The sequence below is a fragment of the Streptomyces sp. NPDC041129 genome (genome assembly GCF_055592265.1).
The window spans coordinates 323425-346639 of sequence record NZ_JBVIYV010000009.1; the positions used below are offsets into that span (position 1 = coordinate 323425).

The 23215-nt window shown below is 69.4% G+C and carries 21 protein-coding genes; 10 read left to right on the plus strand and 11 right to left on the minus strand.

What is annotated here, in order from left to right; all coding sequences use genetic code 11:
• The 3 genes from ACZ6B1_RS27130 to eccE all read right to left on the minus strand — a co-directional run.
• A partial coding sequence (locus ACZ6B1_RS27130) for an SCO5717 family growth-regulating ATPase (RefSeq protein ID WP_468782516.1) occupies positions 1–1689 on the minus strand: 1689 nt, incomplete at its 3' end.
• 364 nt (positions 1690–2053) lie between these two features.
• Positions 2054–2833 carry a hypothetical protein gene (locus ACZ6B1_RS27135; RefSeq protein WP_468782518.1) on the minus strand — a complete coding sequence of 260 codons (780 nt, stop codon included), beginning with the start codon at positions 2831–2833 and terminating at the stop codon, positions 2054–2056.
• Entirely contained in the window at positions 2833–4203 is a 1371-nt protein-coding gene (eccE, locus tag ACZ6B1_RS27140; protein ID WP_468782520.1) for a type VII secretion protein EccE, read from the minus strand. The genes ACZ6B1_RS27135 and eccE overlap by 1 nt, the downstream gene beginning before the upstream one ends.
• Before the next feature lie 206 nt (positions 4204–4409).
• Here eccE and eccB point away from each other — a divergent pair, with 206 nt between their 5' ends.
• From eccB to ACZ6B1_RS27155, 3 genes are read left to right on the plus strand one after another with little or no spacing between them, the layout of a single operon-like run.
• The gene (gene eccB, locus ACZ6B1_RS27145) at positions 4410–5933 is read left to right on the plus strand and encodes a type VII secretion protein EccB (protein ID WP_468782522.1); all 1524 of its coding nucleotides are present in this window, start codon (positions 4410–4412) and stop codon (positions 5931–5933) included.
• Positions 5934–5956: 23 nt separating this feature from the next.
• On the plus strand, positions 5957–7291 hold the full coding sequence (gene mycP, locus ACZ6B1_RS27150) for a type VII secretion-associated serine protease mycosin (RefSeq protein ID WP_468782524.1): 1335 nt from the start codon (positions 5957–5959) through the stop codon (positions 7289–7291).
• Positions 7279–7887, plus strand: coding sequence for a hypothetical protein (locus ACZ6B1_RS27155; RefSeq protein ID WP_468782526.1), 609 nt, complete (start codon positions 7279–7281; stop codon positions 7885–7887). The genes mycP and ACZ6B1_RS27155 overlap by 13 nt, the downstream gene beginning before the upstream one ends.
• 18 nt (positions 7888–7905) lie before the next feature.
• On the opposite strand, the gene ACZ6B1_RS27160 is transcribed toward ACZ6B1_RS27155, so the two are convergent.
• The 8 genes from ACZ6B1_RS27160 to ACZ6B1_RS27195 form a co-directional block, all read right to left on the minus strand.
• A complete protein-coding gene (locus tag ACZ6B1_RS27160; RefSeq protein WP_468782528.1) occupies positions 7906–8418 on the minus strand; it encodes a hypothetical protein in 513 nt (170 codons plus the stop codon).
• 66 nt (positions 8419–8484) lie between these two features.
• Entirely contained in the window at positions 8485–8982 is a 498-nt protein-coding gene (locus ACZ6B1_RS27165; RefSeq protein WP_468782529.1) for a hypothetical protein, read from the minus strand.
• A 56-nt stretch (positions 8983–9038) separates the two neighbouring features.
• Positions 9039–10358, minus strand: coding sequence for a hypothetical protein (locus tag ACZ6B1_RS27170; protein ID WP_468782531.1), 1320 nt, complete (start codon positions 10356–10358; stop codon positions 9039–9041).
• A gap of 76 nt (positions 10359–10434) precedes the next feature.
• On the minus strand, positions 10435–10878 hold the full coding sequence (locus ACZ6B1_RS27175; protein ID WP_468782533.1) for a hypothetical protein: 444 nt from the start codon (positions 10876–10878) through the stop codon (positions 10435–10437).
• A 134-nt stretch (positions 10879–11012) separates the two neighbouring features.
• Positions 11013–11366: a DUF4333 domain-containing protein gene (locus tag ACZ6B1_RS27180; RefSeq protein WP_468782535.1), complete on the minus strand. Its 354-nt coding sequence runs from the start codon at positions 11364–11366 to the stop codon at positions 11013–11015.
• Between the two features lie 185 nt (positions 11367–11551).
• Positions 11552–12187: a hypothetical protein gene (locus ACZ6B1_RS27185; RefSeq protein WP_468782536.1), complete on the minus strand. Its 636-nt coding sequence runs from the start codon at positions 12185–12187 to the stop codon at positions 11552–11554.
• A gap of 73 nt (positions 12188–12260) precedes the next feature.
• Positions 12261–14549 carry a hypothetical protein gene (locus ACZ6B1_RS27190; RefSeq protein ID WP_468782538.1) on the minus strand — a complete coding sequence of 763 codons (2289 nt, stop codon included), beginning with the start codon at positions 14547–14549 and terminating at the stop codon, positions 12261–12263.
• A gap of 4 nt (positions 14550–14553) precedes the next feature.
• Positions 14554–15006, minus strand: coding sequence for a hypothetical protein (locus ACZ6B1_RS27195; protein ID WP_468782540.1), 453 nt, complete (start codon positions 15004–15006; stop codon positions 14554–14556).
• A 471-nt stretch (positions 15007–15477) separates the two neighbouring features.
• On the opposite strand from ACZ6B1_RS27195, the gene ACZ6B1_RS27200 reads away from it, so the two are divergent.
• From ACZ6B1_RS27200 to ACZ6B1_RS27230, 7 genes are all read left to right on the plus strand, one after another.
• Positions 15478–15909 (plus strand): hypothetical protein, encoded by a 432-nt coding sequence (locus tag ACZ6B1_RS27200; RefSeq protein WP_468782542.1) that lies wholly within the window; start codon positions 15478–15480, stop codon positions 15907–15909.
• Between the two features lies 1 nt (position 15910).
• On the plus strand, positions 15911–17695 hold the full coding sequence (locus ACZ6B1_RS27205) for a hypothetical protein (RefSeq protein ID WP_468782543.1): 1785 nt from the start codon (positions 15911–15913) through the stop codon (positions 17693–17695).
• Positions 17696–17784: 89 nt separating this feature from the next.
• The gene (locus ACZ6B1_RS27210; RefSeq protein WP_468782545.1) at positions 17785–19017 is read left to right on the plus strand and encodes a S8 family serine peptidase; all 1233 of its coding nucleotides are present in this window, start codon (positions 17785–17787) and stop codon (positions 19015–19017) included.
• Between the two features lie 133 nt (positions 19018–19150).
• Positions 19151–19498 (plus strand): WXG100 family type VII secretion target, encoded by a 348-nt coding sequence (locus ACZ6B1_RS27215; protein WP_468782547.1) that lies wholly within the window; start codon positions 19151–19153, stop codon positions 19496–19498.
• Between the two features lie 96 nt (positions 19499–19594).
• Positions 19595–19894 (plus strand): WXG100 family type VII secretion target, encoded by a 300-nt coding sequence (locus tag ACZ6B1_RS27220; protein WP_143640176.1) that lies wholly within the window; start codon positions 19595–19597, stop codon positions 19892–19894.
• 126 nt (positions 19895–20020) lie between these two features.
• The gene (locus tag ACZ6B1_RS27225) at positions 20021–20953 is read left to right on the plus strand and encodes a serine/threonine protein kinase (protein ID WP_468782549.1); all 933 of its coding nucleotides are present in this window, start codon (positions 20021–20023) and stop codon (positions 20951–20953) included.
• An 11-nt stretch (positions 20954–20964) separates the two neighbouring features.
• A complete protein-coding gene (locus tag ACZ6B1_RS27230) occupies positions 20965–23175 on the plus strand; it encodes a protein kinase domain-containing protein (RefSeq protein WP_468782551.1) in 2211 nt (736 codons plus the stop codon).
• The last annotated feature ends 40 nt before the right edge of the window (positions 23176–23215 follow it).

A 23215-nucleotide genomic window follows, 5' to 3' on the forward strand; every position in this document is an offset into this window, starting at 1 on the left:
AGGCGTGGTCGCGTTCGGCTGGGGCTGTCCGGGCTGGGGGAAGCCGTAGCCGCCGGGGGGAGTGGGCCCCGCCGGGGCCTGCTGCTGCCCCTGCTGCGGGAAGCCGTAGCCACCGGGGTGCTCGGGCGCGGGGCCCGGGTGCCCAGGTGCTCCGGCGGCCGGCGGCTGACCCGGCTGGTGCCAGGCGGCGGGCGCCGGCTGGGGCGCCTGCGGCTGGAACGGCGGCTGCTGCCCGGGCACACCGCCGGGACCCTGCGCGGCGGCAGGCTGCGCCTGACCGGCCGGCATCGGACCCGGCTGCTGCGGCTGCGTGGCCTGCGCGGGCCACTGGGCGGCCGGTGCGGGGGCGGCGGGCTGGTACGACGGCGGCAGCGGAGGCAGCCCGTTCTGCGCGGGCTGGGGTCCCCAGGCGGGCGGTGCGCCCTGGGGGACGCCGGGAGCGGCCGGATCGGCGGGAGCGGTGTGCTGCGGGACACCGGCCTGCGGAGTGCCGCCCTCGGGCGTACCGTCCTGCGCCGGGACGTCCCCGGACTCCGGTGCGTCCGGCCGGGCGTCGGCGGCGGTGCCGTCCTGCGCCGACGTGGCGACGGCGGACTCGGCGGCCTCGTCGCCTTCACTCCGGCTCTCGGGGGCGATGCCTGCGGCACCCTCCGCCTCCGTGTCGCCTTCCGCTTCCGGACCAGTGAGACCGGCCCCGGCCGCACTCTCGGCGGTCGCGTCGGCCTCGGCGGAACCGGTGGTCTCGGAGGACCCGGCGGTCTCCGTGACCTCGGCCGGCTCGGCCGGAGCGGCCGCATCGGCGTCCGCCCCCTCGGCGTCCCCAGCCGTCGCGGCGGCGCCGGCATCTCCGGAGTCACCGTCACCGCTGCCGTTCCCGCCGGTGCTCTCCTCGGCGGAGCCGTCCGGGGAAGCGACCTCGCCGTCGGACCCGGCCGCGGCCTCACCGTTCTCGGCGAGGGGCCCGGCACCTTGCGCGGAAGCCTCGTCCGCGGCGCCGGCGGCTTCCTGCGCGGCGGCCGCGCGCTCCGCGATCTCGGCCATCTCGCGCTTCAGCGCGACGGCGGAGAACCGCATGGTCGCCCCGCTCTCCAGGTCCCCGTTGTCCGGCTCGGGCGCGGCCGGCGGCGCGGCCGCCGCGGGCGTGCTCTCCTGCCGGGGCGGTTCGGCCGGCTGCGAAGGCTGCTGCGGCTCGAACCCCTCGGGCAGTCGCGGCACCGGAACCGGGCTCCCGGTCGGCGGCGCGGGAGGGGCGTACGGCGCACCGTGGCCGCCGGCCGGAGCCTGCGAGGCGAAGGGCGCTGCCGGGGGGGAAGCGGGCGGTGCGAAGGGCGCGCCCGGCGCGTGCGCCGGGGGAGCCGGCGGGACCGGCGGGGTGTACGGGGCGCCCGGGGTCGCCGTACCGGCCGCCGGAGTCGCGTACGGCGGCGGAGTCGGCCCCGAATCGGGCGACGGGAACTGCGGAAGTGGGGCGGCGCCGGGGGCGTCGGCCGTGCCGGAACCATGGGCCGCGCCCGTGTCGCCCGCGCCACCGGAACCCCCCGGCGCCCCGGACGCGTTCTGCGTGTACCAGGCGGGCGGGGCGTAGTCGATGGTGAACTCGCCGGTCGTCTCGATGGCCGATTCCGCGTCGGGCTGGTCATCGCCGGGTGTGGCCCAGCCCCCGCGGATCCCGTCCCGATCGCTGCTCACAGTTCCTCCTGGTGTGGTCGGGCACCCTCATGCCGTGCTCGGGGCACCCCGTTCCGTCGTGCGATGTCGCCGGGGCTTCCCCGCGTGGGCCACTGGCCCCCTCAGTCGCGAAGCCGTTCCACCCGCTCGCGGGAAGTCGCGACGTGCCCTGCCCCAGCCTAATCACCAAAAGCGCGGGCCCGGCAGGCCCGTCCGCCCCTTACCTGCCTGCTCGGCGGCGTCACACCGGCCCGACGAGGGCCGCGGCACACATCGGCGTACACCAAAACGTGACGAAAACGCACCACGTCCAGCCCCCGATGTCGCCGGAATTGACGCGAGAAGTCGCCAATCCAGGATGAAAACGGGCCAAGTTGGACGGGAGTCAGTCCATCCGCCGTGCGACGCCCAGCAATCCGGTCTCGGCGTCCGTCGCCCGTGTCATCACGTACTGCCGGTCCCGCTCGGTGCACCACAGGGTCACGCCGTCCGGAAGCGTGGGCAGCGCCTCGAGCTCCGGGCGCGGCAGCGCCAGCACCCGCCCGATCTCCGCCGCCTCGTCCGGCGACACCCGCTGCACACCCACCAGACGCGCCTGCCGCATCAACCGCGGCGCCACCGGGCTCAGATACGGCAGCAACGTCAGCACCGACTGCCACGGCGCCGACGCCACCCGGCCGCGCGGCGGCCGCATACCGCAGTCCCGCACCACCAGCACCGGCGTCCCCGCCGAGGCGCCCTGCGGGGGCACCCGGCCGACGTCGTACACCGCGAGACCGTTCTGCCCGCCGCCCATGGCGTGCACCATCGGCATCCAGGCCTGGGCCCGCCCCGTCTCCACCGCCACCCGCGCGCCCGTGGCTGCCGCGCGCAGGGCCATGACCTGCGCGGTCCACAGACCGCCGATGAGCACCATGTCGAACGGCGTGGGACGGTTGACCCCGAGCACCGCGGGCTGCCCCTCGGTATCGACGCCGACCACCACACCGTCGTCGCCGATGGGCAGGGCCAGCGCGTCGGCCTGGTCGACAGGCAGTGTGTGCCGTGGATGGCGGGGGCCCAGCAGGCCGAAGCCCGCCCGCAGCCGCTCGCCGAGACCCGCGCGCGACGGGGCCGCGCCCGGACGTGATCCACCCGGCTGGGCGGGCGAAGTCGTGATGGCCATCAGCGGGCACCTCCGAGCGGCAGGGTGGCCAGAACGCCGGGGAGCTGTTCCCGGTCCAGACGCGCGAGCCCGGTCCGCGCCTCGCGTGCCGCACGCTCCAGATCGCGCCTGGCGTCGGTCAGTTCCTGGTTGCTGCGGCCGGTGATCCGCAGGTGACCCGTGATGGACACGTTCTGCTGGGCGCCCCTGGCCAGGGTCAGGCTGAAGGTCGTGGCCAGCGCGGGCACCGCGGTCAGCCGCGCCACCAACTGCGCCAGCGAGCCGCCGGATCCGCCGAGCTGCGGCCAGCGGCGCACCCAGTACGTGGTGTGCCGGCGGTTGTCGCAGCGCCAGCTCCGGCTGGACTCCTCGGTACGGCGCTGCGGCGCCTCGCCCCGCCCGGCCTGGGCGGCCTGCGCCGTCACCATCGGGTTGGCGCACGCCGAGGTGGCGATGGCCGCCGTCAGCTCCTCCTCGTTGAGCACGCTCGCCCGGAACCCGGCGCCGGTCAGCCGGCTCGACAGGTGCTCGGCCGAGCGCGCCAGGCACTTCTGCGCCCCGAGCAGCCCGCCACCGCGCGCGGCGACCGCCTCCGGGCAGAGCTCGGGGTCGAGCTTCAGCGCGATCCAGGTGATGCGCACCGCGGGGGAGCCGGTCTCCGCCTGCAGCGGCGCGTAGTTGCTGACCACCACCGACTGCTGCGGCAGGTGCAGCGCGGGCGCGGGCTGCGTGTGCACCACGATCTGCGCCGACTCCAGGAGGATGCCGTCGACTTCGAGCACGTCCCGCACGAGGGCCACCGGCAGCGGTCTGCGGCCGCGCTCCGCGCGCAGCGCGCCCGCGTCCGACTCCACCTGGAGCACCGCGGTCAGGAAACCGCCGTCGCCCACCATCCCGATGGGCCGCTGATCGCGGTCGTCGCCGCGGCTGTGGCTGTAGGTGCGCAGGGACGGGTCGCACTCCACGGCCGGCGCCAGACCGGAGTCGGTGCCCACCGGAACCGGTGTGCTCGCGGCCCGCCGGTTGCGGGCCCGCAGCGCCAGCAGGGTGCCGAGCCACTCCGGCAGGGAGCGCCCCCGGCGCCGTACGACGGCGAGCACCACCAGCACCGCGGCGATCGCGGCTGCGGCGGTCAGCGCGGCCGTACCGGCGAGCCAGCCGCACACCACGAGCGCGCCCGCGATCTCCAGCAGCACCAGCCGCTGCACCGCGAACGAACCGCCGCGCCCGGAACGGGACTCCGGATGCGGAGCGAAAGCGCCCTGAGGGGACGTGGATGCGTGCTCACCACGCCGCCCGGGGGAAGAAGAGCCGCGGGCACCCGACCGGCCCGCGTCACCCGATCGTGCCCCCGATTGCGATCGCGACCGGGCCCGCGTTGCGGAAGCCATCACTCCAAAACCCCCGAACTCTCCCGAAATCCCTTGCGCTCCGGTCCCTTCAAGCCCTGAGCACCCTACCCGTGCCACACGCACGTCCACGCAACAGGCATAGTAGGGGCCGGGTCTGACAGTCGAGGCACCAGAGGCAACCGAGGGCGGGGGACGGATCTTCACAGGTCCCCCACGGCTCCGCAACGGGGAGAGAGCGGACACAGATGGCATCACGGCGGGACGAACTCAACGCCTACACCTTCGCGAAGCGCCGCACGCTCGCGTCATTCCTGCAGCCTTCGCCCTCCGGTTCCGAGGAGGGCGCCCCGAAGCCGCTGAAGGCACTGGTTCCCGGCCTCGTCGTCGGCGCCGTCGTCCTCGCCGTGTTCGGCGCGATCGGCATGTTCAGCCCGACCGCGCCCAAGGGCTGGGACACCCCGGAAGAACACGTCATCGTCGCGAGCAAGTCCACCACCCGGTACGTCGTGCTGAAGACCGGCAAGCAGAAGCAGCTCCACCCGGTCCTCAACATGGCCTCCGCCAAGCTCCTGCTGGACCCCGGCAAGGACAGCGTCATCACCGTCGACGAGAAGATCCTCGACAGCGGCAAACCCCCGCACGGCGCCACCATCGGCATCCCCTACGCCCCCGACCGCCTGCCCACCCCTGACGAGGCCTCGGCCACCAAGCGCTGGGCGGTCTGCGAACGCCCCGGCGACGGCGGCCGGGCCATCCAGAAGGCGGCGTTCGTCCTCGCGCAGAAGGAATGGTCCAGGACGGACGGGCGCGACAAGCTCGCCCACGGCGACCTGATGTACGTCGTCGGCCCCGACGCGAAGACCCAGTACGTGGTCGACGCGCGGGGCACGGCGTACGAGATCGCCGACCCGGCCGACAAGGAACTCCTCAAGGCGCTCGACACCCAGGGCCGCGCCCCGCAGCGCGTCTCCCAGGACTGGCTCGACACCCTGCACAAGGGCGACCCGGTCTCCATCCCGTCGATCCAGGGCACCCCCGGCGAGAAGGCGGGCGCCTCCGAACTGCTGCGCCAGTACGACAAGGTCGGCGAGGTCATCAAGGCGTACGACGGGCAGACGATGCAGTACTACGTCGTCCTGAAGGGAAAGGTGGCCCGCGTCTCCGAGTTCACGGCCACGCTCCTGCTCAACAGCGGGGACCTGGTCGGCGTGGGCCAGGCCGGTGAGGCGCAGCAGGTCAGCCCCGGCGCGGTCGTCGACAGCACGACGTTCGACGGCGGCCGGAACTGGCCGGCGTACAAGCCGAGGACGGTGAACGACGGCTCCAGCACCACCAGCGGCCGCAACACGCTCTGCAACGTGATGCGTTCGGTCGGCGCCAAGGGCGCCACCACCCTGTCCACCTGGGTCGGCAAGGACTTCCCCGCCCAGCTGCCCACCGGCTCCTCCAGCGCCTACGTCACCCCCGGCTCCGGCCAGCTCTACCGCCAGTTCCAGGGCACCGAGACCACGGCCGGCGGCGTCTTCCTGGTCACCGACACCGGCCTGCGCTACGCCCTGCAGTCCAACAGCGACAGCACCACCGACGACCAGGGCGTCGGCACCTCGGCGAAGCGGCGCAAGGAGGAGCTGAGCGAGGCGAAGATCGCCCAGACCCGCCTCGGCTACGAGAACGTGACGCCCACGCCCATCCCCGTCGAATGGTCGAGGTTCCTGCCCACGGGCCCGCGCCTGTCGGAGTCGGCGGCACGGCAGCCGCAGGGCTCGTAGCGGCGGGGGAGGAGAACGCACCCATGCAGAAGTCGAAACCGCCGGGGACGCGGCCCGCGGGAACGGTGCCGTCGGATGCCCGGCCCCCGGCCCCCGGACTCCCCAGGAGCGTCACCCGGACCGCGGCCCTGGCCGCCGCGGCGCTCCTCACCGCCACGACCACCACCCTCGCCCTGCCCGCCACCCCGGCCCACGCGGACGACGGCCAGTGCACCTTCCCCGCGAAGAACTACACGGGCCGGCCGTGGGCGCTGCAGCGCGTCAACCTGGACGCGCTGTGGGCCCAGTCCACGGGCAAGGGCGTCCGGGTGGCCGTGATCGACACCGGTGTCGACGTCAAGAACCCGCAGCTCACCAATGCCGTCGACGCGTCCAAGGGCAAGAACCTGCTGCCGCCCAAGAACGCCAAGGGCGAGAAGATAGAGCGCGGCAACAGTTCGGGCACCACGGACACGGTCGGCCACGGCACCCGCGTCGCGGGCATCATCGCCGCCCGGCCCGCCAAGGGGACCGGCTTCGTGGGCCTCGCCCCGGACGCGACGATCATCCCGGTCAAGCAGAACGACGCCGAGGGCGACGGCACCGCGCTCACCCTGGCCGCGGCGATCCGCCACGCCGTCCAGGCCGGCGCCGACGTCATCAACATCTCCCAGGACACGGCCAACGCGGTCCGGCCGGACTCCAGACTGGAGCAGGCCGTCGACGACGCCCTCGACCAGAAGGTCGTGGTCGTCGCCTCGGCCGGCAACGACGGCCTGGGCGGCAACGTCAAGGTGACGTACCCGGCCTCGTACAAGGGCGTACTGGCGGTGGCGGCGTCCGACCGCAACAACGAGCGGGCGGCGTTCTCACAGTCGGGAGACTTCGTGGGCGTCGCCGCTCCCGGCGTCGACATGATCTCCACCGTGCCCGGCGGCGGCCACTGCTCGGACAACGGCACGAGCTTCTCGGCACCGTATGTCGCGGGCGTGGCCGCCCTGTTGAAGGCCAAGTACCCCGACTGGACGGCCCAGGAGGTCACCGCCCAGATCGAGCAGACCGCGGAACGATCGATCCCGGGGCATGACCGGCTGGTCGGCTGGGGCGTGGTCGACCCGGTGAAGGCGCTCACCGACGTGGACCCCGAGCACCCTGTCCAGTCACCACGGCCCGAGAACGGCGTCTCCAGGGGCGAGGCCCCATCGGTCACCCCCCTGCACTTCGGCGAGACGGCGGAGGAACGCGACACCCGTATGGCGACGTACGTGGTGGTCGGCGGCCTGGTCCTCGTCGCGGGCCTGACCGGCACGGCCGTCGCGGTCCGCGACGCACGGCGCCGGCGCGCGACCCCGCCGGGAAGCGGCCCATGGACGCGCTGACCAAGACGAACGTGTTCCTCCTCGTCCTGTGCGCCGTGCTGCTGGCCATGGCCTGTGTGAAGGCGGACCGGGTACGGGCGTGGCGCGCCGGCATCAACCCGTCGGCCCCTGAACTGGCCGACTCCGCCTTCGTCGTGGCCCGCGTCATCTTCGTGGCCCTGGCCCTCTGCGGCGGCTGCACGGCCGTGCAGGGCTTCGGCGTCTCCGACCGGATGTCCTGGAGCGACGGCGAGCTGACCAGCGCGGTGCACCAGGCGGCGGACGACCTCGACGGCTACGCCTACACGACGGACGAGACGGGCAACTCGCCCTACTTCACCGACTACGAGTCGCTGACAGAGGAGAAGGTGACCCGCTACGGCGGCGGAGACGCCCCCGAGACCGGCGTCTCCGCAGACCCGGCGGGCACCAGCACGGACACCGACGCCCACCTCACCGTCACGGCGTCCGGCGCGGACGACGCCTTCTGCGTCCACCTGGAACGCGCCCGCTCGAAGAAGGACGACTACACGCCCCCGGGCCTGAACGGCAGACCCGGCACCCTGACCTTCCGGGGCTACCGGCTGAAGGCCGGGGTGCGGGACGGGGAGTGCTGACCCTCCCTCCGCCCGGCCTCAGAGCTTGCCGAGGACGACCCCACGCCAGGTCCAGCCGGACTTGAGCACGGTGTTCCGCAGAGGCTCGCGCAGCTCCGCGGCATCGAACCGGAAGGTCTCCGTCGCCTCCAGACGACCGTCGTCCCCGCGGCCGAGCGTCCACTGCCGTGTGACGGTCCGGTCCTGCCCGCGCGAGTACGACGACGCGACCTGCAGCCTCGGCGGACTGCCGACCCGGCTGACCTCCCACTGCTCCTCGAGGGAACGTACCTCGTGGCCGTCGCGGTCCAGCCGCATCCGGACGCGCACGGCATGCGTGATCTGGGACTCCAGGAAGAAGCTCTGCCAGGCGGGCTCCGCGATCCGCCACTCGGCCACCAGATCGGCGCCCTCCGCGGCACCGTAGCGGACGACGTACGGAACATCCTGCCCGTTGAGCCCGAGCAGGGCCGTAAGCAGCTCCTCCGCCGGGATCGGCGGAACACCGTCCGCGGGACGCCGGGTTCCGGTCAGCCTGTCGAAGAGTCCCATGGACTCAACCTACGAGGGACACCGCCGCCGGCACAACAGACGCCCCTCCGGCTCCCGCGGACCACTTCACGACGTCGCGCCGCTGCCCGGGCGCACACTGCGCACGAGGTCGCTGAAGTCGTCCAGGACAGCCGGATGCTGGGCCGCGGTCGAGGTGAGGATCAGCCGGATCACCGCCCGCTTGTGCGGATCGGACACGTCCAGCATGGACATGTAGACCTGCGACTGGACGAGGTCGCGGCTCACTCCGCCGGCGATGGTCGAGAAGGACAGCGTCTGCGTGAGGCCGGGAGCCTCCGCGGAGCCCGTCTCGCGCCGTCCGGTGACCGTGACCGAGGTGATCGCACGGCCGAGGCGCTCCACCGACTCGTCGGCGATCTCCGGCAGCGTCGCCGGGTCCGGACGGTACTCGCCGTCGATCGTGATGTTCGCGGTGAACCCGCCGTCGGACGGCAGATGCACCGCCACGAACGCGGCACCGGGGGCACCGACCTCGTCCGGAGGCGCGGAGCGCCAGCCCTGCGGCAACTCGAACTCGATCGGGACCGGCAGGCTCGTGGTCATGGCGAGCCCTCCTTCCTAAAGCGGTGCACCCTCACGATGGGCATGGCAAGTGTGGATCAGAACAGGCTGCCGATGGCGTCACCGGCCGAGCTCAGCCCGTCGCCGACGGCATCGGCCAGATCGCCCGCGGTGTCGGTGACCTTGTCCGGGTCGACGGTGAACTCGAAGCCGACCTCACCACCGACGATGGGGGAGAGACCCACGCTGGTCTTGAACTCCCACTTGCCGTCCTGGGTCTTCCCGATGTCCAGGTTGGCCTCGGCACCGGGACCGGCCCATCCCTCGGCGGTGACACCCGCCCCGATACCGCCGATGTCCGCGCCCAGGGTGCCGCCGCCCTTAGCCCCCGCGAACGCCTCGCCGCCCAGGTTGATGCCCTCCAGGCCCACCCCGGCGTGGCCTCCGGCCTCGGCGCCCGCCATGGCCTCGGCACGTCCGTAGACACCCACCGGGCCCACGTCGAAGCGGCCCTTGGACGAGGCCTCGCCGCCCACCAGGGCGCCGGCCTCACCCTGAATGCCCTCATGGGTGATGCCGCCGCTCACGGAACCCTTGGCGCCCGCATAGGCCTCGGCCTCGCCGTCGAGCTTCACCGGACCATTGGTGAGCGAGCCCTCCGCGCTCGCGCGGCCGAGGTCGGCGTGCGCCTCGGCCTCGCCCATCTTGCCGGACCCGGTGTCCGGTCCGGTCGCCTCCGCGCCGACATCGGGACCCGAGGCCTCGGCCTCCCCGTCGGAGACCCACCCGTCGGGCTTGGTGGGGGTCTGCTTCGACTCGGCCACGTACTTGTCGATGCCGGTGTGCGCCTGGCCGTTGAAGCCGGTGAGCGTGCCGTCGTTCACGTCGGAGTCGAGCACCACCGCCTGGAGCGCGGTCTCGACATGGGCATCGGCCTCGACGACGTTCTTCACGGCCTTGTCCACGTGCTCCTGCCAGGAGGCGACGGCCGAGTGCACGGACTGCTGGTAGTCGGGGTCGTGGTGCAGCGCGTTGAGCTCGCCGGCGCCGAGCTTCGTGGTGTCGTAGGACACCACGCCACCCTCTGACACCGCCATACCGGCCTTGACCGCGTCCGCCCGGGCCGATTCCAGCTTCTTGCGCAGGTCCGTGAACTGGGTGTGCGCCTCACGCAGCAGCGAGGCCACCGCCTTGGCCTCCTTCTGGGCGCTCTGGAACTGCTTGAGCGTGACGTCGAACCGCCGGCCGGCGGCGTCCGCGCTCAGCCCGGTCCAGGTCTGTCCCGTGGAGACGCCGTGCACATCCCGCTTGTAGGCGATCTCCTGCTTGTGGAACTCCTTCGCCATCCCGTCCCAACGGTCCGCCGCCGTGGAGAGCTTGGACAGGTCGGTCGTCATGATCTCGTGATAGTTCGGCATGGGTTCCCCGTTGTCATGGCGTGGCAGCGTGGCGGTCGGGACGTCCTTCGGGGGCCGACGGCGCCCACGGCCCGTGTCAGTAGCTGGTGAGCACCGACACCGAGTTCGCGTTCGTCCCGGTCTGGATGTCCGTGTTCTGCAGCACGGTGTTGGCGCTCCGCAGTGACGCCTTGTCCGCCGCGAGCATGTTCATCAGGTTCTTGACCTGATCACCCCATGTCTCATGCGCCTTCTTCAGGGCCCCGGACGTGCGCCAGCCGTCGCGGAACTCCGCGACGGCCGAGTTCGTGTCCGTGTCCGCCCAGTCACCGGCCTTGCGGGTGTCGGGTTCGATGTGGTCCTCGATGGCCTTTGCGGCGGCCTTCTTCTCGGCCGGAGAGGAAGCGAGGTCCTTCTGTCCTCCGAGCAGTGGCGGGGGACCCGAGGACCCTCCCGGGTCGGAGGGCAACTGGTTCAGCCGCATCCCGACGGGGTGCGCGTCCGCGTCACCCGCTGGCTGTCCTGCTTCCGGCCCTGCCATGACTCCGCCTCTCCCCGTTCGCCGCCGAGTCTCCGCGGCACTCCTTCTGGCTGACCGTGTCGTAGGGCAGCCCTCGCCGAACGAACCAGCCGAACGACCCGAACGCCCCAGCCGAACGACCCGGTTGAGCGACCTCAGCCCGCGGCGGGCGAAGCCTTGTCGTCGGCCTTGAAATCGAAATTGATCTTCCCGTCGTCCACCGAGGTCACCTTCACCGTGACCCCCAAGGTGCTGCCGTCGTCCGCGGTGAGCGTGCACCGGGTCGTGGTACCGACCTTGCCCTTGAGATCCTCAGGACAGGTGACGTCCGGCTTGGGCCGCCCGGTCGCGGCCGCGAGCTTCGCGGAGAGCGTGGAAGCCAGCTTGTCGGCGGACAGCTTCGGCGTGGACTCCCCCACACTGACGGAGGCCGAGCAACCGGAGAGCAGGGTGCCTACGGCTACTGCCGAAACGGCCGTAATGGCCGCGGACCTGCGGAAGTTGGGCATATCGGATCTCCGATTTTGCTGAGCATGACAGAAAGACGGACGAAGCATACTTGGCACGGTCGCACACACCTCCCCGAGGAGGTGTCCGCATGCAAACGCACGCAGGCTCTCCGTGAATCCTCCGGGTCTCCCGCGCGAGATCTCCACGGGTGTACGGCGCCCGTGAACCGGGTCCGTGCCGGACGTCAACTGTCCCTGGCTTCTGGGACCCGCCTGGGCAGCGCGGCCGAGGACGAGCACCCTGCTGCTTTCGCGACGGCTCTCGCCATCGAGTTGAGGACCACCATCCGGTCCCTGTCCACGCCATCACCGCTCCTCCCGTGGGCCGGCGCGGCCATCTCCGCCTTCACGAAGTCGGTACGGCCGATGACTGCGGCATCGCCGACCGGCTTGGTCGGGCAGCGGAAGAAAAGGTGTGCCCCGTGGGGGCCGGCCAGCGCGTACACACCCAGGGGGTACACGACTCCGTCGTTGCGGGCCTGATTCTCCGCGTTCGAGGGGTGGTTGCTGGAGGCCGAGAAACGAATCTCGAGGAGTGGTTGCCCGCTCTTGTCTCCACTGCTGTAAACCCAGCATGCGCTTCGCTTCAGGTACTCGTCGTGCAGGTGCTCGACAGCCCGGCGAGTAGAGAACACATTGGGCTCCCCAGCCTCGTTGGTCCCGGTGAGCTCGTCGAACCGATCCGCACCGGACAGATGCCGCAATGCTTCCGCAGCCGAGCCGTCCAGCGTTCCGTCACAGACCTCGCTCGCCGACACGCCCGTGCTCGGCTCGTCGGGTTTGCCGCTGCCGGAGGTGTCGCTGCAGCCGGTTACGAGCATCGAGATCGCTGCGAGGACGAGGACTCTCGCGGGTACTCCTGCTCCTGGGAGTCGACGCATTTCGTGCCCTCACTCAGTCCTTGTACGAAGGTCGACCTCGGTAGTCGTTCTCATGTGAGCCCGTGCCCAGGTAGCTGCTCTTGGTTTGCTCGATCCATTGCTGCTCGTCAGCCAACTTTCTCGCCTGCAAATGGTGTTCAAAGTATGAGACATAAGTTGATCCGAGGTCATCAACTCCACTGGCGTAGAACTGCCGACTGGTCATCTGTGACTTACCGATCGGGTCAGATTCCGCAGCATCCGTGGCTTTGTCGATCTCGTGGCCCACCAAGGTGTTGGCCGCGTTGGTGAGTGTGTCCGCAGCCAATGGAGCGATGACGAGTGCGGCAGCCGTCGAGCCGGGCAGCGGGACGGCAGCAACCCCGCCTGCGATGACTGCTCCCGCAACAAGTTTCTTCCAGTCACCCGACCGCCCTAGCGCCTTATTGGCTTCCTCGGAATCCGCCCCGTATGTGGTTTCCGCCTGCTGCACGCGAGAATTGTCCAAGATTCCGCGGGTTTCCGCGCCGACTGACATGATGTCCCGAGCGTGGTCCATATTGGCGTGACTGGTGGCCGGATGAGCGTCCAGCATGCTCAATGTGTAGAGGTGTTGAGCGGTTGTCACGACTTTGTGGGAGTCTTCGTTCTGCCCGAGAACACTTAGGAAATCGATGGCTCCCTGGTTTCCGAAGTGCGCGCGTCCCGGGTGTTGGGCCGGGAAGTCACCGGCGTCCTTGCTGTGATCGCCGATGCCTGACAACTCGTAATCGATATCATCGATGTACGCCCCGGCCATTTTGCCCAGACTGTCTGCCAGCTCGGGCTGGTCGTGCAGCATCTTGGGGCCGTCTTCACTGCCGTAGAGGTACGCGACCTGCTCCATCACGGCGGCGGTTGCAGCGTTGCGATGGTCGCCGCCGGACTTGACGGCGTCCGCGCCGACGTCGTATGCGTACCCGGTCGTTGCGGCCTCCAGCGCATGACCGAGTGAGTCCCGCCCTGCGACGTAACCGTGCTTACCCTCCATCGTGACGTCGGACGCCCAGACGCGTTCCTTGGTCAGGTACTTCAGATGCTCGTTGACCTCGGATGCCTTGTTGACCGAGTCGCCTGCGCCGTCGGGCTGGGCGAAGAACTGCCCTGAGGCCTCGGGGTTGTGGCCCAGTGCCTCCAGGAAACCGGTCACGGGGTCACGGCCGCGGTCGTTCTTGTTGCCCCAGTAGTTGAGGTCACCCTGGTTGGCGTTGTTGATCCACAGGCTGATGCCCTCACCGTTGACCTGCTTGTCATAGGTGAGAAGCTTGTCGCCGTAGTCATTGAGGAACTGGTCGTCATAGTCGCCGAAGCGCATCAAGTTGCTCATGACCGCGTATCCGGTCGGGTTGCTCGCGTCATCGATGCCAAGCTGATCCGGGCCCAGCTTGATCATCTGACGTTCCCAGTCCTGCATCTTGTCGCTGTCCGAGAGCGTGGCCCGACCGATGACGATGCCGAGGTTTTTCTGGAGTTGCTGGGCCTGCTTGCCGCGCTCGACGTCGTAGTTGCCCTGGTATGGGTCGGCGATCCCGGCGTAGAAGATAAGTACCTTCTTGGGTCCCACCTGTTCGGCGAGATCCTCGGCGAAGAGCGGGTCGTTCTTGTACTTGGCCAAGGTCGCGTTGAGAGAGGCCAGCTCCGTGTTCGTGACGTCGTGCGGGTTCTTCGCGAGGGTCCTGGCGAGCCTGTCGGCATCAGTGATCGCCTTCGCCGCGGTATCCCGATCCTCATAACTGGCGTCGGAGAAACCGTACTTGGCCTGCTTGACCAGAAGACGCAGCACCCTGGCGGCGGTGGAGTCACTTTCGATTGCCTTGTTCAGGATTCGCTGGATCTCGTCACGCAGATCGTTGACCACCTGCTGGCCCGTCGCGCTGGTCTCGCCGCTCGGGTCGGACGCCCAGTCGGGGCGGATGTTCTGGGTGACCACGAACCGTCCGCCACCGGTGTCCGTCACGGTCAGGTGATGCTGGGTCGCACCGCGCTCGATCGCGGCCTGGATCTCCGTGCGGTAGCCGATGAGTTCGTCACGGGTGTCGCTCAGGATGTTGGCGATGGTGTCGGCCTGCGTGTGCGCATCGGCGTATTCCCCGGCGGTCTTGTCGATGAACGCGCGGGTCACGGTGGCGTTGACGCCTGCCCAGTCTGCCTTGTGTGCCCGGGCCTTAAGGCGCTTGTCGGCGTCCTCAGCGAGGACCTTCAGCTTCTTCGCCATGGTCCGCCAGTCGCTGACCGCCTCACCCAACTGGTGGAAGTTGCCAAAACGAAGCGCGTCGAGATCCACTGTCCTAGCTGCCCTTCCGCTCGTCGAAACCCCTGTCGAGCGTGGCGATACTGCTCAGTGTGCCGGCGATGTAGACTTCGTCGCCCGCATGCGCGCCTTTGGTGTAGTCGAGGTGGTTGGAGATGTGGGCCGTGGCATCAAGAAGTGTTTGAACCTGGTCCACCCAATGCTGCGCGACGGTATCGAGCGCGGATCCGATCTCGAATCCCTTGCTCGTCAAGGCGTCGGCCGCTTTGAACGAGTTCATGCGGGCGAGGTCGCTGTCGTGTTGGAACGCTTGATGCAAATCGTAGGCGGCATTGCCGACCGCTGCTAGGTCGGTCTGATTGACGCGAAGGTCTCCGTGACGATTGGCGGTGCTGCCGGATTCGGGCGGGACTTGGTTGAGCTGCATGTGCGTTGAGCCTTGAGAGCGCAGCGCGTCGCCCTTCAGCTGCTCCCATTCGTCCCAAGCCACCGGCGGGCCCCTTCCCCCTTGACCACCACGGTCCGCCCCCTGGTCGCACCGACCTCCATTGGGTCGGGAGTCACTTGAGCAGGCGCTCATCGCACGCTAGCAACTCCCGCTCAAGGCACGGGCGGTGGCCGCAGCGCGATGCCTGATCTTGTGTAGAGGTTTGATGAAGATCGCTACGGGTGTCATCGTCAGTGTCGGCCGCGCACCAGAACCGGTCCATCCGCAGCGAAGGTGCGACGCGGCGGGACCAGTGCCGGTTCACTGCAAACAGGAAAATAGGACAAAACGTGGCGTCAGGTGCTGTCTCGTAACCGAGTTAAGACACATGCTTGGTTGGACCGGTTGGGCAGGTTGACTAGAGTGGTAAAGGCGTTGTGAGACGCGGCTCGCTTTGCGATCGTACGGCGAGCGGATGGTTGGTCCCGGCCCGTCAGGGCCGGCGGACCATACGGGGAAACGGGGAGGAGCGTCGTGCTTCCGGCAGACATGGTGGGGGGCGTGTCGGCGGCGAACCTGAAGGCCAGCGGTGACGCGCTGAAGAAGTTCGTGAGCCGGGTGGACGCCGTACTGAAGGACCTTGAGGGGTCGGCGGGGAACCCGACTCGGGTTGGACAGCAGGGGATCCGTAAGGGGTCGCTCAGCAGCGCGCCCGGGAAGTTCCACGAGGCCGACGCCTTGTACGGGACGTTCAACGCCGTCCACGAGCGCCTCATCACGCTCTCCAAGACCCTGCACCTGCAGATCGAGGCGATCGGTATCGCTGTTCTGGGCGCAAAGGGAACCTTCGACAACCTCGAAGAGGAGCAGCGGCGGCGGTTCTGGGAAATTCAGGTGGAGATCCGCGAGCTCGAGCAGCCGAAGAGCGGCGCGCACACCAACGACCGCAATCACGTGAGGAGGTGACATGACGGACAAGCATGCGGCGGACCTGGACCGGGTCTCGCACCAGAACACCTTCACGGACCTCGCCCGAGACGCTGCGGAGCACCCTCAGGAGGGGGGCTTCTTCAAGCGTGCCATCAACGACGTCATTCGCGGGGCGGCCCGGGTCACCCCGTTCTCGACGGCCATGGACAGCCGCACGGAGTTCGACGAATCGCCTCTCAACGACATGCTCGATCTGGTCGAGCAGACCGATCCGGAAGACCTGGAATCCTCCGGCAAAGCCTTGTGGGATGCGCGTGACGCCATCGCGGCGGCAGCTGACGAACTGAAAGGCCAGTTCGAGACGGTCCCGTGGGTTGGAAAGGCGGGGGACGACTTCCGAAACTGGGGTTCCGGGCTTGTTTCGAGCACATACGACCTGAGCACCTTCGCCGGTGGAGCGGGTGACCAGATCACCGCTGCTGCCATGGGGCTGGCGTCCGTACGTGCGGCCATGCCGGCGCGCGACCCTGCGAACCGGAAGCAGCCCAAACACTTCTCAGCGGTTGAGAAGGCGGCGAACAAGGAAGAGTACGCCGCTGCCGTCAAGGTCGAGAAGGATCGCCAAGAGGCGATCAATCAGATGAACCGGTTGGCGTCGTACTACGCGGTTTCGAGCGAACAACTGCAGCTCCTGCATAAGCACGCTCCGGAGTTCAAGGGTGTGCCGGATGTCGGGGTGCCGAAGCCTGAGAGGTATACCTCCGGTCCAGATACCGCAAAGTCCGCTTCGGGTTCTTCCGGAGGAGGGACGACCTCTTCGGTCGTTGGCGGGCATCATGTGACTGTGCCGAGCGATGGCGTCAGGCATGTCACGGGGGCGGATACTCCAACGCCCGTGCAGCCCGTTCCCGGGCACATTCCCTTGCCAGATCAGCCCGTGGGCACGAACATCGACAGCACCGGCACGCTGCCTCCGTCCACACCCACCGTTCCCACGCCAGGCCACACACCGCCTGTCCTCGGTACGCCTCCCGTGAATGGCAGTCAGCCCAATGTGTTCGATGGCCCCTTCGGAACCCCGATGCCCAATGCGGGTGCCAGCCGGAGTCTGAATGGTGCGGGAGGATTTCGTACTCCTCCGGCGGCTCAGGGCCGCACAGGAACTCCCGGCCTGACGAACACCGGCTCCGGACGATCCGGAGGGCAAGGGCCCATGAACCAGATGGGCCGCGCCACATCGGCGGGACAGTCGCCGGTCAAGGGCGCCACTTCGGGGCCGAAGTCCACGTCGGTGAGCCGAGCTGTCACCGGTGGTACGCCGCGGCCCGGTGGCACGGCGGCGCCACGAGCCAGCGGTGGGCCCGCGACTGGCGCCGGCCGCTCCAGCGGAGTCGTCGGTGGACGGCCTACGAACACCGGCGGTGCTTCGAAAAGCGGGGCACGGATTCCCCGTGGCACGGTCATCGGTCAGGAGGGCGCCGGTAACTCCCGCCCCACGACTGGTCGACTGGGTCAGCGTGGCGTTGTCGGAGCGCCCGACCCTGCGGCGAGCGCCGGATCGAGTGCGACACGTTCCCGCGCGGGCGCGGGATCGGCCGAGTCCGTCACGTCCAAGCCTTCCGCGCGCAACTCCGCAGCAGGCGCTGAGCGTAGGGGCATGACGCATGGTGGTGCCGGTCTCGTCCGCGGCTCAGGCCGCAATGGCAAGCCCGGGGACGAGGACGACGCGCAGGGTGCGTCGCGCCCCGACTACCTGGTCGAGGACGAAGAGACGCACCTGCCCAACAAGCACCGGCGCGATACTCCGCCGGTAGTCGACTGAGCGTAAACGAGGACACGAGAACGATGAAGTCAGGGATCAGCCGACGAGTCGAGCGGTCTGTGTTCCAGAGAACGTGCCGCAGTAGACGAGTGCGTGTCATGAGCGCGGTCGTCGGCGCCCTGGCTGCCGTAACCGTGGGCTTCGCTCCGCAAGCCATTGCGTACGACGAACAGTCCAAGCAGTGGTACTTGACGGATATGGAAGCCGAGCAGATGTGGAAGGTCAGCACGGGGGAGGGCGTCAAGGTTGCCGTGATCGATTCGGGGGTCAACCCGAATACGCCATCACTCAAGGGGCAAGTCCTGGCCGACGAGACCCCCAAGGCGGTTGCTTACCGGTCCACGAAGGATTACAGCGGCCACGGCACGAGCATGGCGGAGCTGATCGCGGGCACAGGCGCGGGCGGCGGCCTGAAGGGGCTGGCGCCGCGGGCGAAGATCATTCCGTACCGAGTTGATCTCGAAGGGCTCAAGGGCGCGGAAGAACACGAGAAAACCCCTGAGCCAGCGGAAGCGCTCCGGGCGGCTGCCGACACCGATGCGAAGATCATCAGCATGTCCTTCGGAGGTATGACCACCGATGAGGACGAAGCGGCGGTCAAGTATGCGGCGTCGAAGGGCAAGCTGCTGATCGCCTCGGTCGGGAACAACAGGGACGGGAAGGGTAAGGACTTTATCGACTATCCCGCAGCTTTTCCCTACGTGATCGGCGTTGCGGCGATCAATAAGTCCTACACCGTATCCAAATTTTCCTCGGCGGGCGGCTATGTCGACCTCTCGGCGCCTGGTGAGGGATTCCCCGGCTGGTGTGACGCCACGTTCCGCTCGTATTGTGACAACCGTAACGGTACGAGCCCCGCGGCCGCCCTCACTTCAGCCGCCGCAGCGCTCATCTGGTCCGCTCATCCGGACTGGACGGTGAATCAGGTCGTCCGAGCCATGGTTGACACTGCCGGGCGCACATGGCCGAAGGACGACCCCAGCAAGTACGCCGGCTATGGCCTGGTCCGTCCTCGCCTGATCCTCAAGGACCCTCACTACAACCCGGGCCCCGCACACGTAGACCCCCTCGCCAAGGAAAACGGCGGAGACCTCCTCGCCAAGGCAGGCACTTCCGCTGCCTCCTCAGCACCTTCCTCCTCTGCATCAACCCCGTCACAAGCCCCCGCGAAGGGTTCTACCGGCGGCACCTCGGCGGCAGGATCGAGCGCGGAGTCGTCGAACGACAGCAACACCCTTTGGATCGCGCTCGGCGCCGTCGCCGCGGTCATCGTGATCGGTGGTGGAGGGGCTGCCGTCATGCGGGCTCGGCGTGCCAGGTGACGTCGGCAGTCGTATGTAGCCCTGTGTTCTCGGTATAGGGCACGCAGTGCGGGCTCACCGTCCCAACGCACCGATATGAGCGGTGAGCCGAAACAGTTGGACCGAAGAGACAGACAAGAAAGGGCGGGCTGACATGGCCGACAAGCAGAAGCTCGAAGATGCCGCAGTAATTCACCTGCAGAAGAGGATGGCCGAGAAGTACGAGGGCATCCGCAAGCGCGTGCACGGCCTTCAGGGCGTCATCGACGGCCTCGAGGGTCAGTGGCAGGGCATCGGTCGTGCCGCGTTCGACAAGAAGCAGTTCGAGATCAACGAGTCGCTGAAGAACATCGGCGACATCCTCGGTGACGTCATCGAGGCGATGACCGCGACGCGCAACATCAAGGACAGCAAGGAAGACGAGGTGCGCGCGTCCGTCAACAAGATCGACGTGCAGGACGGCGCTCCCACGGTTCAGTCCTCCTCCCTCAGCTCCTACTGAGACTCGGCCTCTTCACGAGGCGAGCGGCACTCAGAGCTACTGCCGGGCAGCCGGCGCACACAACAGGCACACATCGGCGAGACGAGGTAAACAGCCATGGCCAACAACGCTGAGGGACTGTCAGTAACTTACGACGGTCTCGACGTCGCGGCGACGAAGATCGGCAACGAGGCGAGCCAGCTCGAGCAGGACCTGCAGGAGCTCCGCAAGATGGTGGTGAGCAGCATGCAGTACTGGGAGGGCCAGGCCCAGACCACCTTCCACGAGAAGCTGCACCGCTGGGACAAGGAGGCGAACGACATCCACCAGGCGCTTACCGGCATCGGTCACGTCGTCGCCCAGTCCGGCGGTACGTACATGGAAGGCGACAAGAAGGCCTCCAGCTACTTCCAGTAGGACGAGGCTCGCAAGAAGCAACTCCAGGGTGGGCGCGCGCGGGAGGCGCCCACCCTGTCGTCGGCCCGCAGGCGGCCTCCGTGGTCGGCAGTGACCTTCCCGTGCGGACAAGGACTGGGGATTCACGTGCACGCGACAGGCGCTCGCACCGGCGAGGCGCACCCAGGTGTCCCCGCCTCGCGCCGGATCGGCCCGTACGTCCTCCTCACCCCGCTGGACGATCCGCACACCCGCGTCCCGGTGCCGGAGCGGCGCTACATCGCGCGCAGCGACGACGGCGAGCACACCGTCCTGCTCGGCGCCCCACTTCCCGGTGCCGATCACCAGGCCTTCCTGGCCGAGGCCGAGACCTCGCGCTACCTGCTCGGCCAGTTCATCGCGCCCGCCGCAACATGCTCCGTCCCCGGGGAGAGTGCCTGGCACGCGCGCCCGTATCTGCCCGCGCTTCCCCTGCCCACCGCTCTGGCCGTGCACGGGGGGCCGCTCCCCGAGCGGACCGTCCGGGCCCTCGGGGCGGCCCTGGCCGAAGCCCTGATCGTCGTCCACGGGCAGGGCCTCACCTATGCCGGCGTCGCACCCGCCGCCGTACTCCTCGCCGCCGACGGGCCACGCCTGACCTGCTTCGGTGCCGTACGGGCCGCGGCGCCGGAGGGCACCGCGCGTTCCGGTCTGCCGGGTCTGGAGCCCGGCAGTCTGCCGCCGGAGCAGGCGGCCGGCGGCCTTCCGCGTCCGCTTGGCGATGTCTACGCACTGGGCGCGGCACTGGCGTACGCGGCCACCGGCTACACGGCTCCCGAGAGCGACGAGCTGCCGACCGCACTGCGCGCGACCATCGGCCGCTGTCTGTCGCGGGACCCCGGCGCCCGCCCCCAACTCGCCGAGCTGCTGCACGCGTTCGCGCCCCCCTCAGGTGATGCCGGTCAGTCGACCGGAACCGCCGCGCTGCTCGGGCCGGGCTGGCTGCCGAGCCGGGTGATCGCTGCCATCGCCCACCAGTCGGCCGCCGTACTCGCCGCCGACACCCCGCGCGCCACCCTGTCCGCATCCCGCCAGGACTGACGATCACCCGCATGGCTACTCCGCTCACTCACGACGACCCGCACGCCTTCGGGCCGTACCGCCCGGTCGCCCGCCTCGGCAGCGGTGGGATGGGCACCGTCTACCTCGCACGCGCCGGCGGTGGACGGACCGTCGCCGTCAAGACGATGCATGCGTCCATCGCCTCGGACCCCAGTGCCCGCACCAGGTTCCGCCTGGAGGCCGACGCCGCCCGGGTCATCGGCGGGCAGCACGGCGCGCAGGTCGTGGACGCGGACACGCAGGCCGAGACACCCTGGATCGCCACCGAATACGTGCTCGGCCCGCCCCTCGACGAGGCGGTCCAGGTGGCCGGCCCGCTCCCCGAGGCGACCGTCCGCGCCCTCGGCGCCGCCCTCTGCGGGGCACTCGGGCAACTCCACAGCTCAGACGTGGTGCACCGCGACCTCAAGCCGTCCAACATCCTCGTCACGGCGTACGGTCCGAAGGTCATCGACTTCGGTATCGCTCGTGCCGCCGGCGACGACCGTCTCACCAGGGCCGGTGCCGCGGTGGGCACACCGGCTTTCATGTCGCCGGAGCAGGCGAGCGGGGAGGAACACACGTCGGCCGGTGATGTCTTCGCGCTCGCCGGAGTGCTCGTCTTCGCCGTCACCGGACGCGCCCCGTTCGGCCATGGTCAGACCGCGGAACTCCTCTACCGGGTCCGCTACGGCGAACCGGACCTGAGTGACGTGCCCGCAGCCCTGCTGCCGGTTCTCGGCTCGTGCCTGGACAAGAACCCGTTCCGGCGGCCGACCACTTCGGAACTGGCCGTACAACTGCACGACGGTTCGGGTGAGTTCGCCGATCACCTACCGGAAGCGGTGCTCCACGACATCGCCCGCAGGGCCACCGAGGTCTGGCAGATCACCCCCCGGCGGTTGGCCGCACCGCCCGCGGAACCCGCCGAGTCGCCGTCCGCACCGGCGAAGCCGATGCCACGTCGGCGGCTGCTACTGGCCGGAGGCGGAGTCGCGTGCGTCGCGGGGGCCGCCGCGACGGGGGCCTGGGCCTGGAACCGGAGTTCCGGGCCCGGGCCGAAGCGGCCCGTGGTCGGACCCAGCAACAGCCTGCTGCCGAGGAAGAAGCTCGACTCCGTGTGGCAGATCCAGGTCGCCGATCCGCCGTACGGCACGGTGCCGCCCGCCCAGCCGCTCGCGGTGGGCGACATGGTCGCGGTGGTGGCCGGCAAGGGGCTGGGAGGAATCGACGCCGGCTCCGGATCCGTTCGGTGGGCGTCGGACCAGATGGAGATCCACTGGCAGGTGGCGACCGACGGCGAGCGGCTGGTACGGATGCTGACTCCGGAGGGTTCCGAGTACAACGCGGGGAAACCCGGTGGGTTTCCGCTCTCCCTCGCCTCTGTCGACCTCGCCACCGGCGTCGCCGACGGGCGCTTCGCCCGGTTCACCGACTTCAACGGTGTCATCAGCCAGAACCAGGTACTGTGCACGGCCGACGGAGTCGTGTACGCGGCGGCGGGCCAGGGGAAGTACGACGAGTACTTCCTCGCGTCGCAGTCCTGGTCGGTCTTCGCCGTCGACATCGGTACCGGGAAGAGGCTGTGGACCAAGCCGCTGCCCTCACGCCCGGATCGCACCGACCGCTTGCATTTCCTCACCGCCGAGGTCGTCGGCCATCAACTGGTGGCCCTGCAGGAGACCAATGACGGCAAGGTGCGCGTCGTCGTACGCGACACCCGTACGGGGAGCACCCGCTGGGAGCGGGCGCTCGACGGTGTCGCGCCGAGTCGCGTGCAGCGGCCGCTGGCCACGGATGCCGGGAACCTCTACCTGGGTACCGGCCGGTTGCGGGCCCTGCGGTTGAGCGACGGGTCTCAGGTCTGGGACTCCGGGACCTCACGGCCAGGCCGCACGTACGGTCCACCGGCGGTCAAGGGCGGCGTGGTCTACGCCGTCGAGAAGGGCCACGGACTCGTCGCCTTCGACTCCGGCAGCGGACGCGCCCTGTGGACGGAGAAGGGCGGCGGGGGAGGCGGGGCCGATGTGTCGGCCGCACCGGTGATCGGCACCGACTACGCCTACAGCAGGCGCGCCTCGGTGCTCTGGGCCGTCGATCTCTCCTCGCACACACCCACAGCGTCCTACAAGACGACCGGCGACCGATTCATCGCCCACGAGAAGGCCGAGGTGACCATCGCACTGGGCGGGAAGTTCCTCGCGGCCTTCCCCCTCAAGTGAACGGTCGCCCATCGATGACGAGAGATGAAGGCAGTGAGCG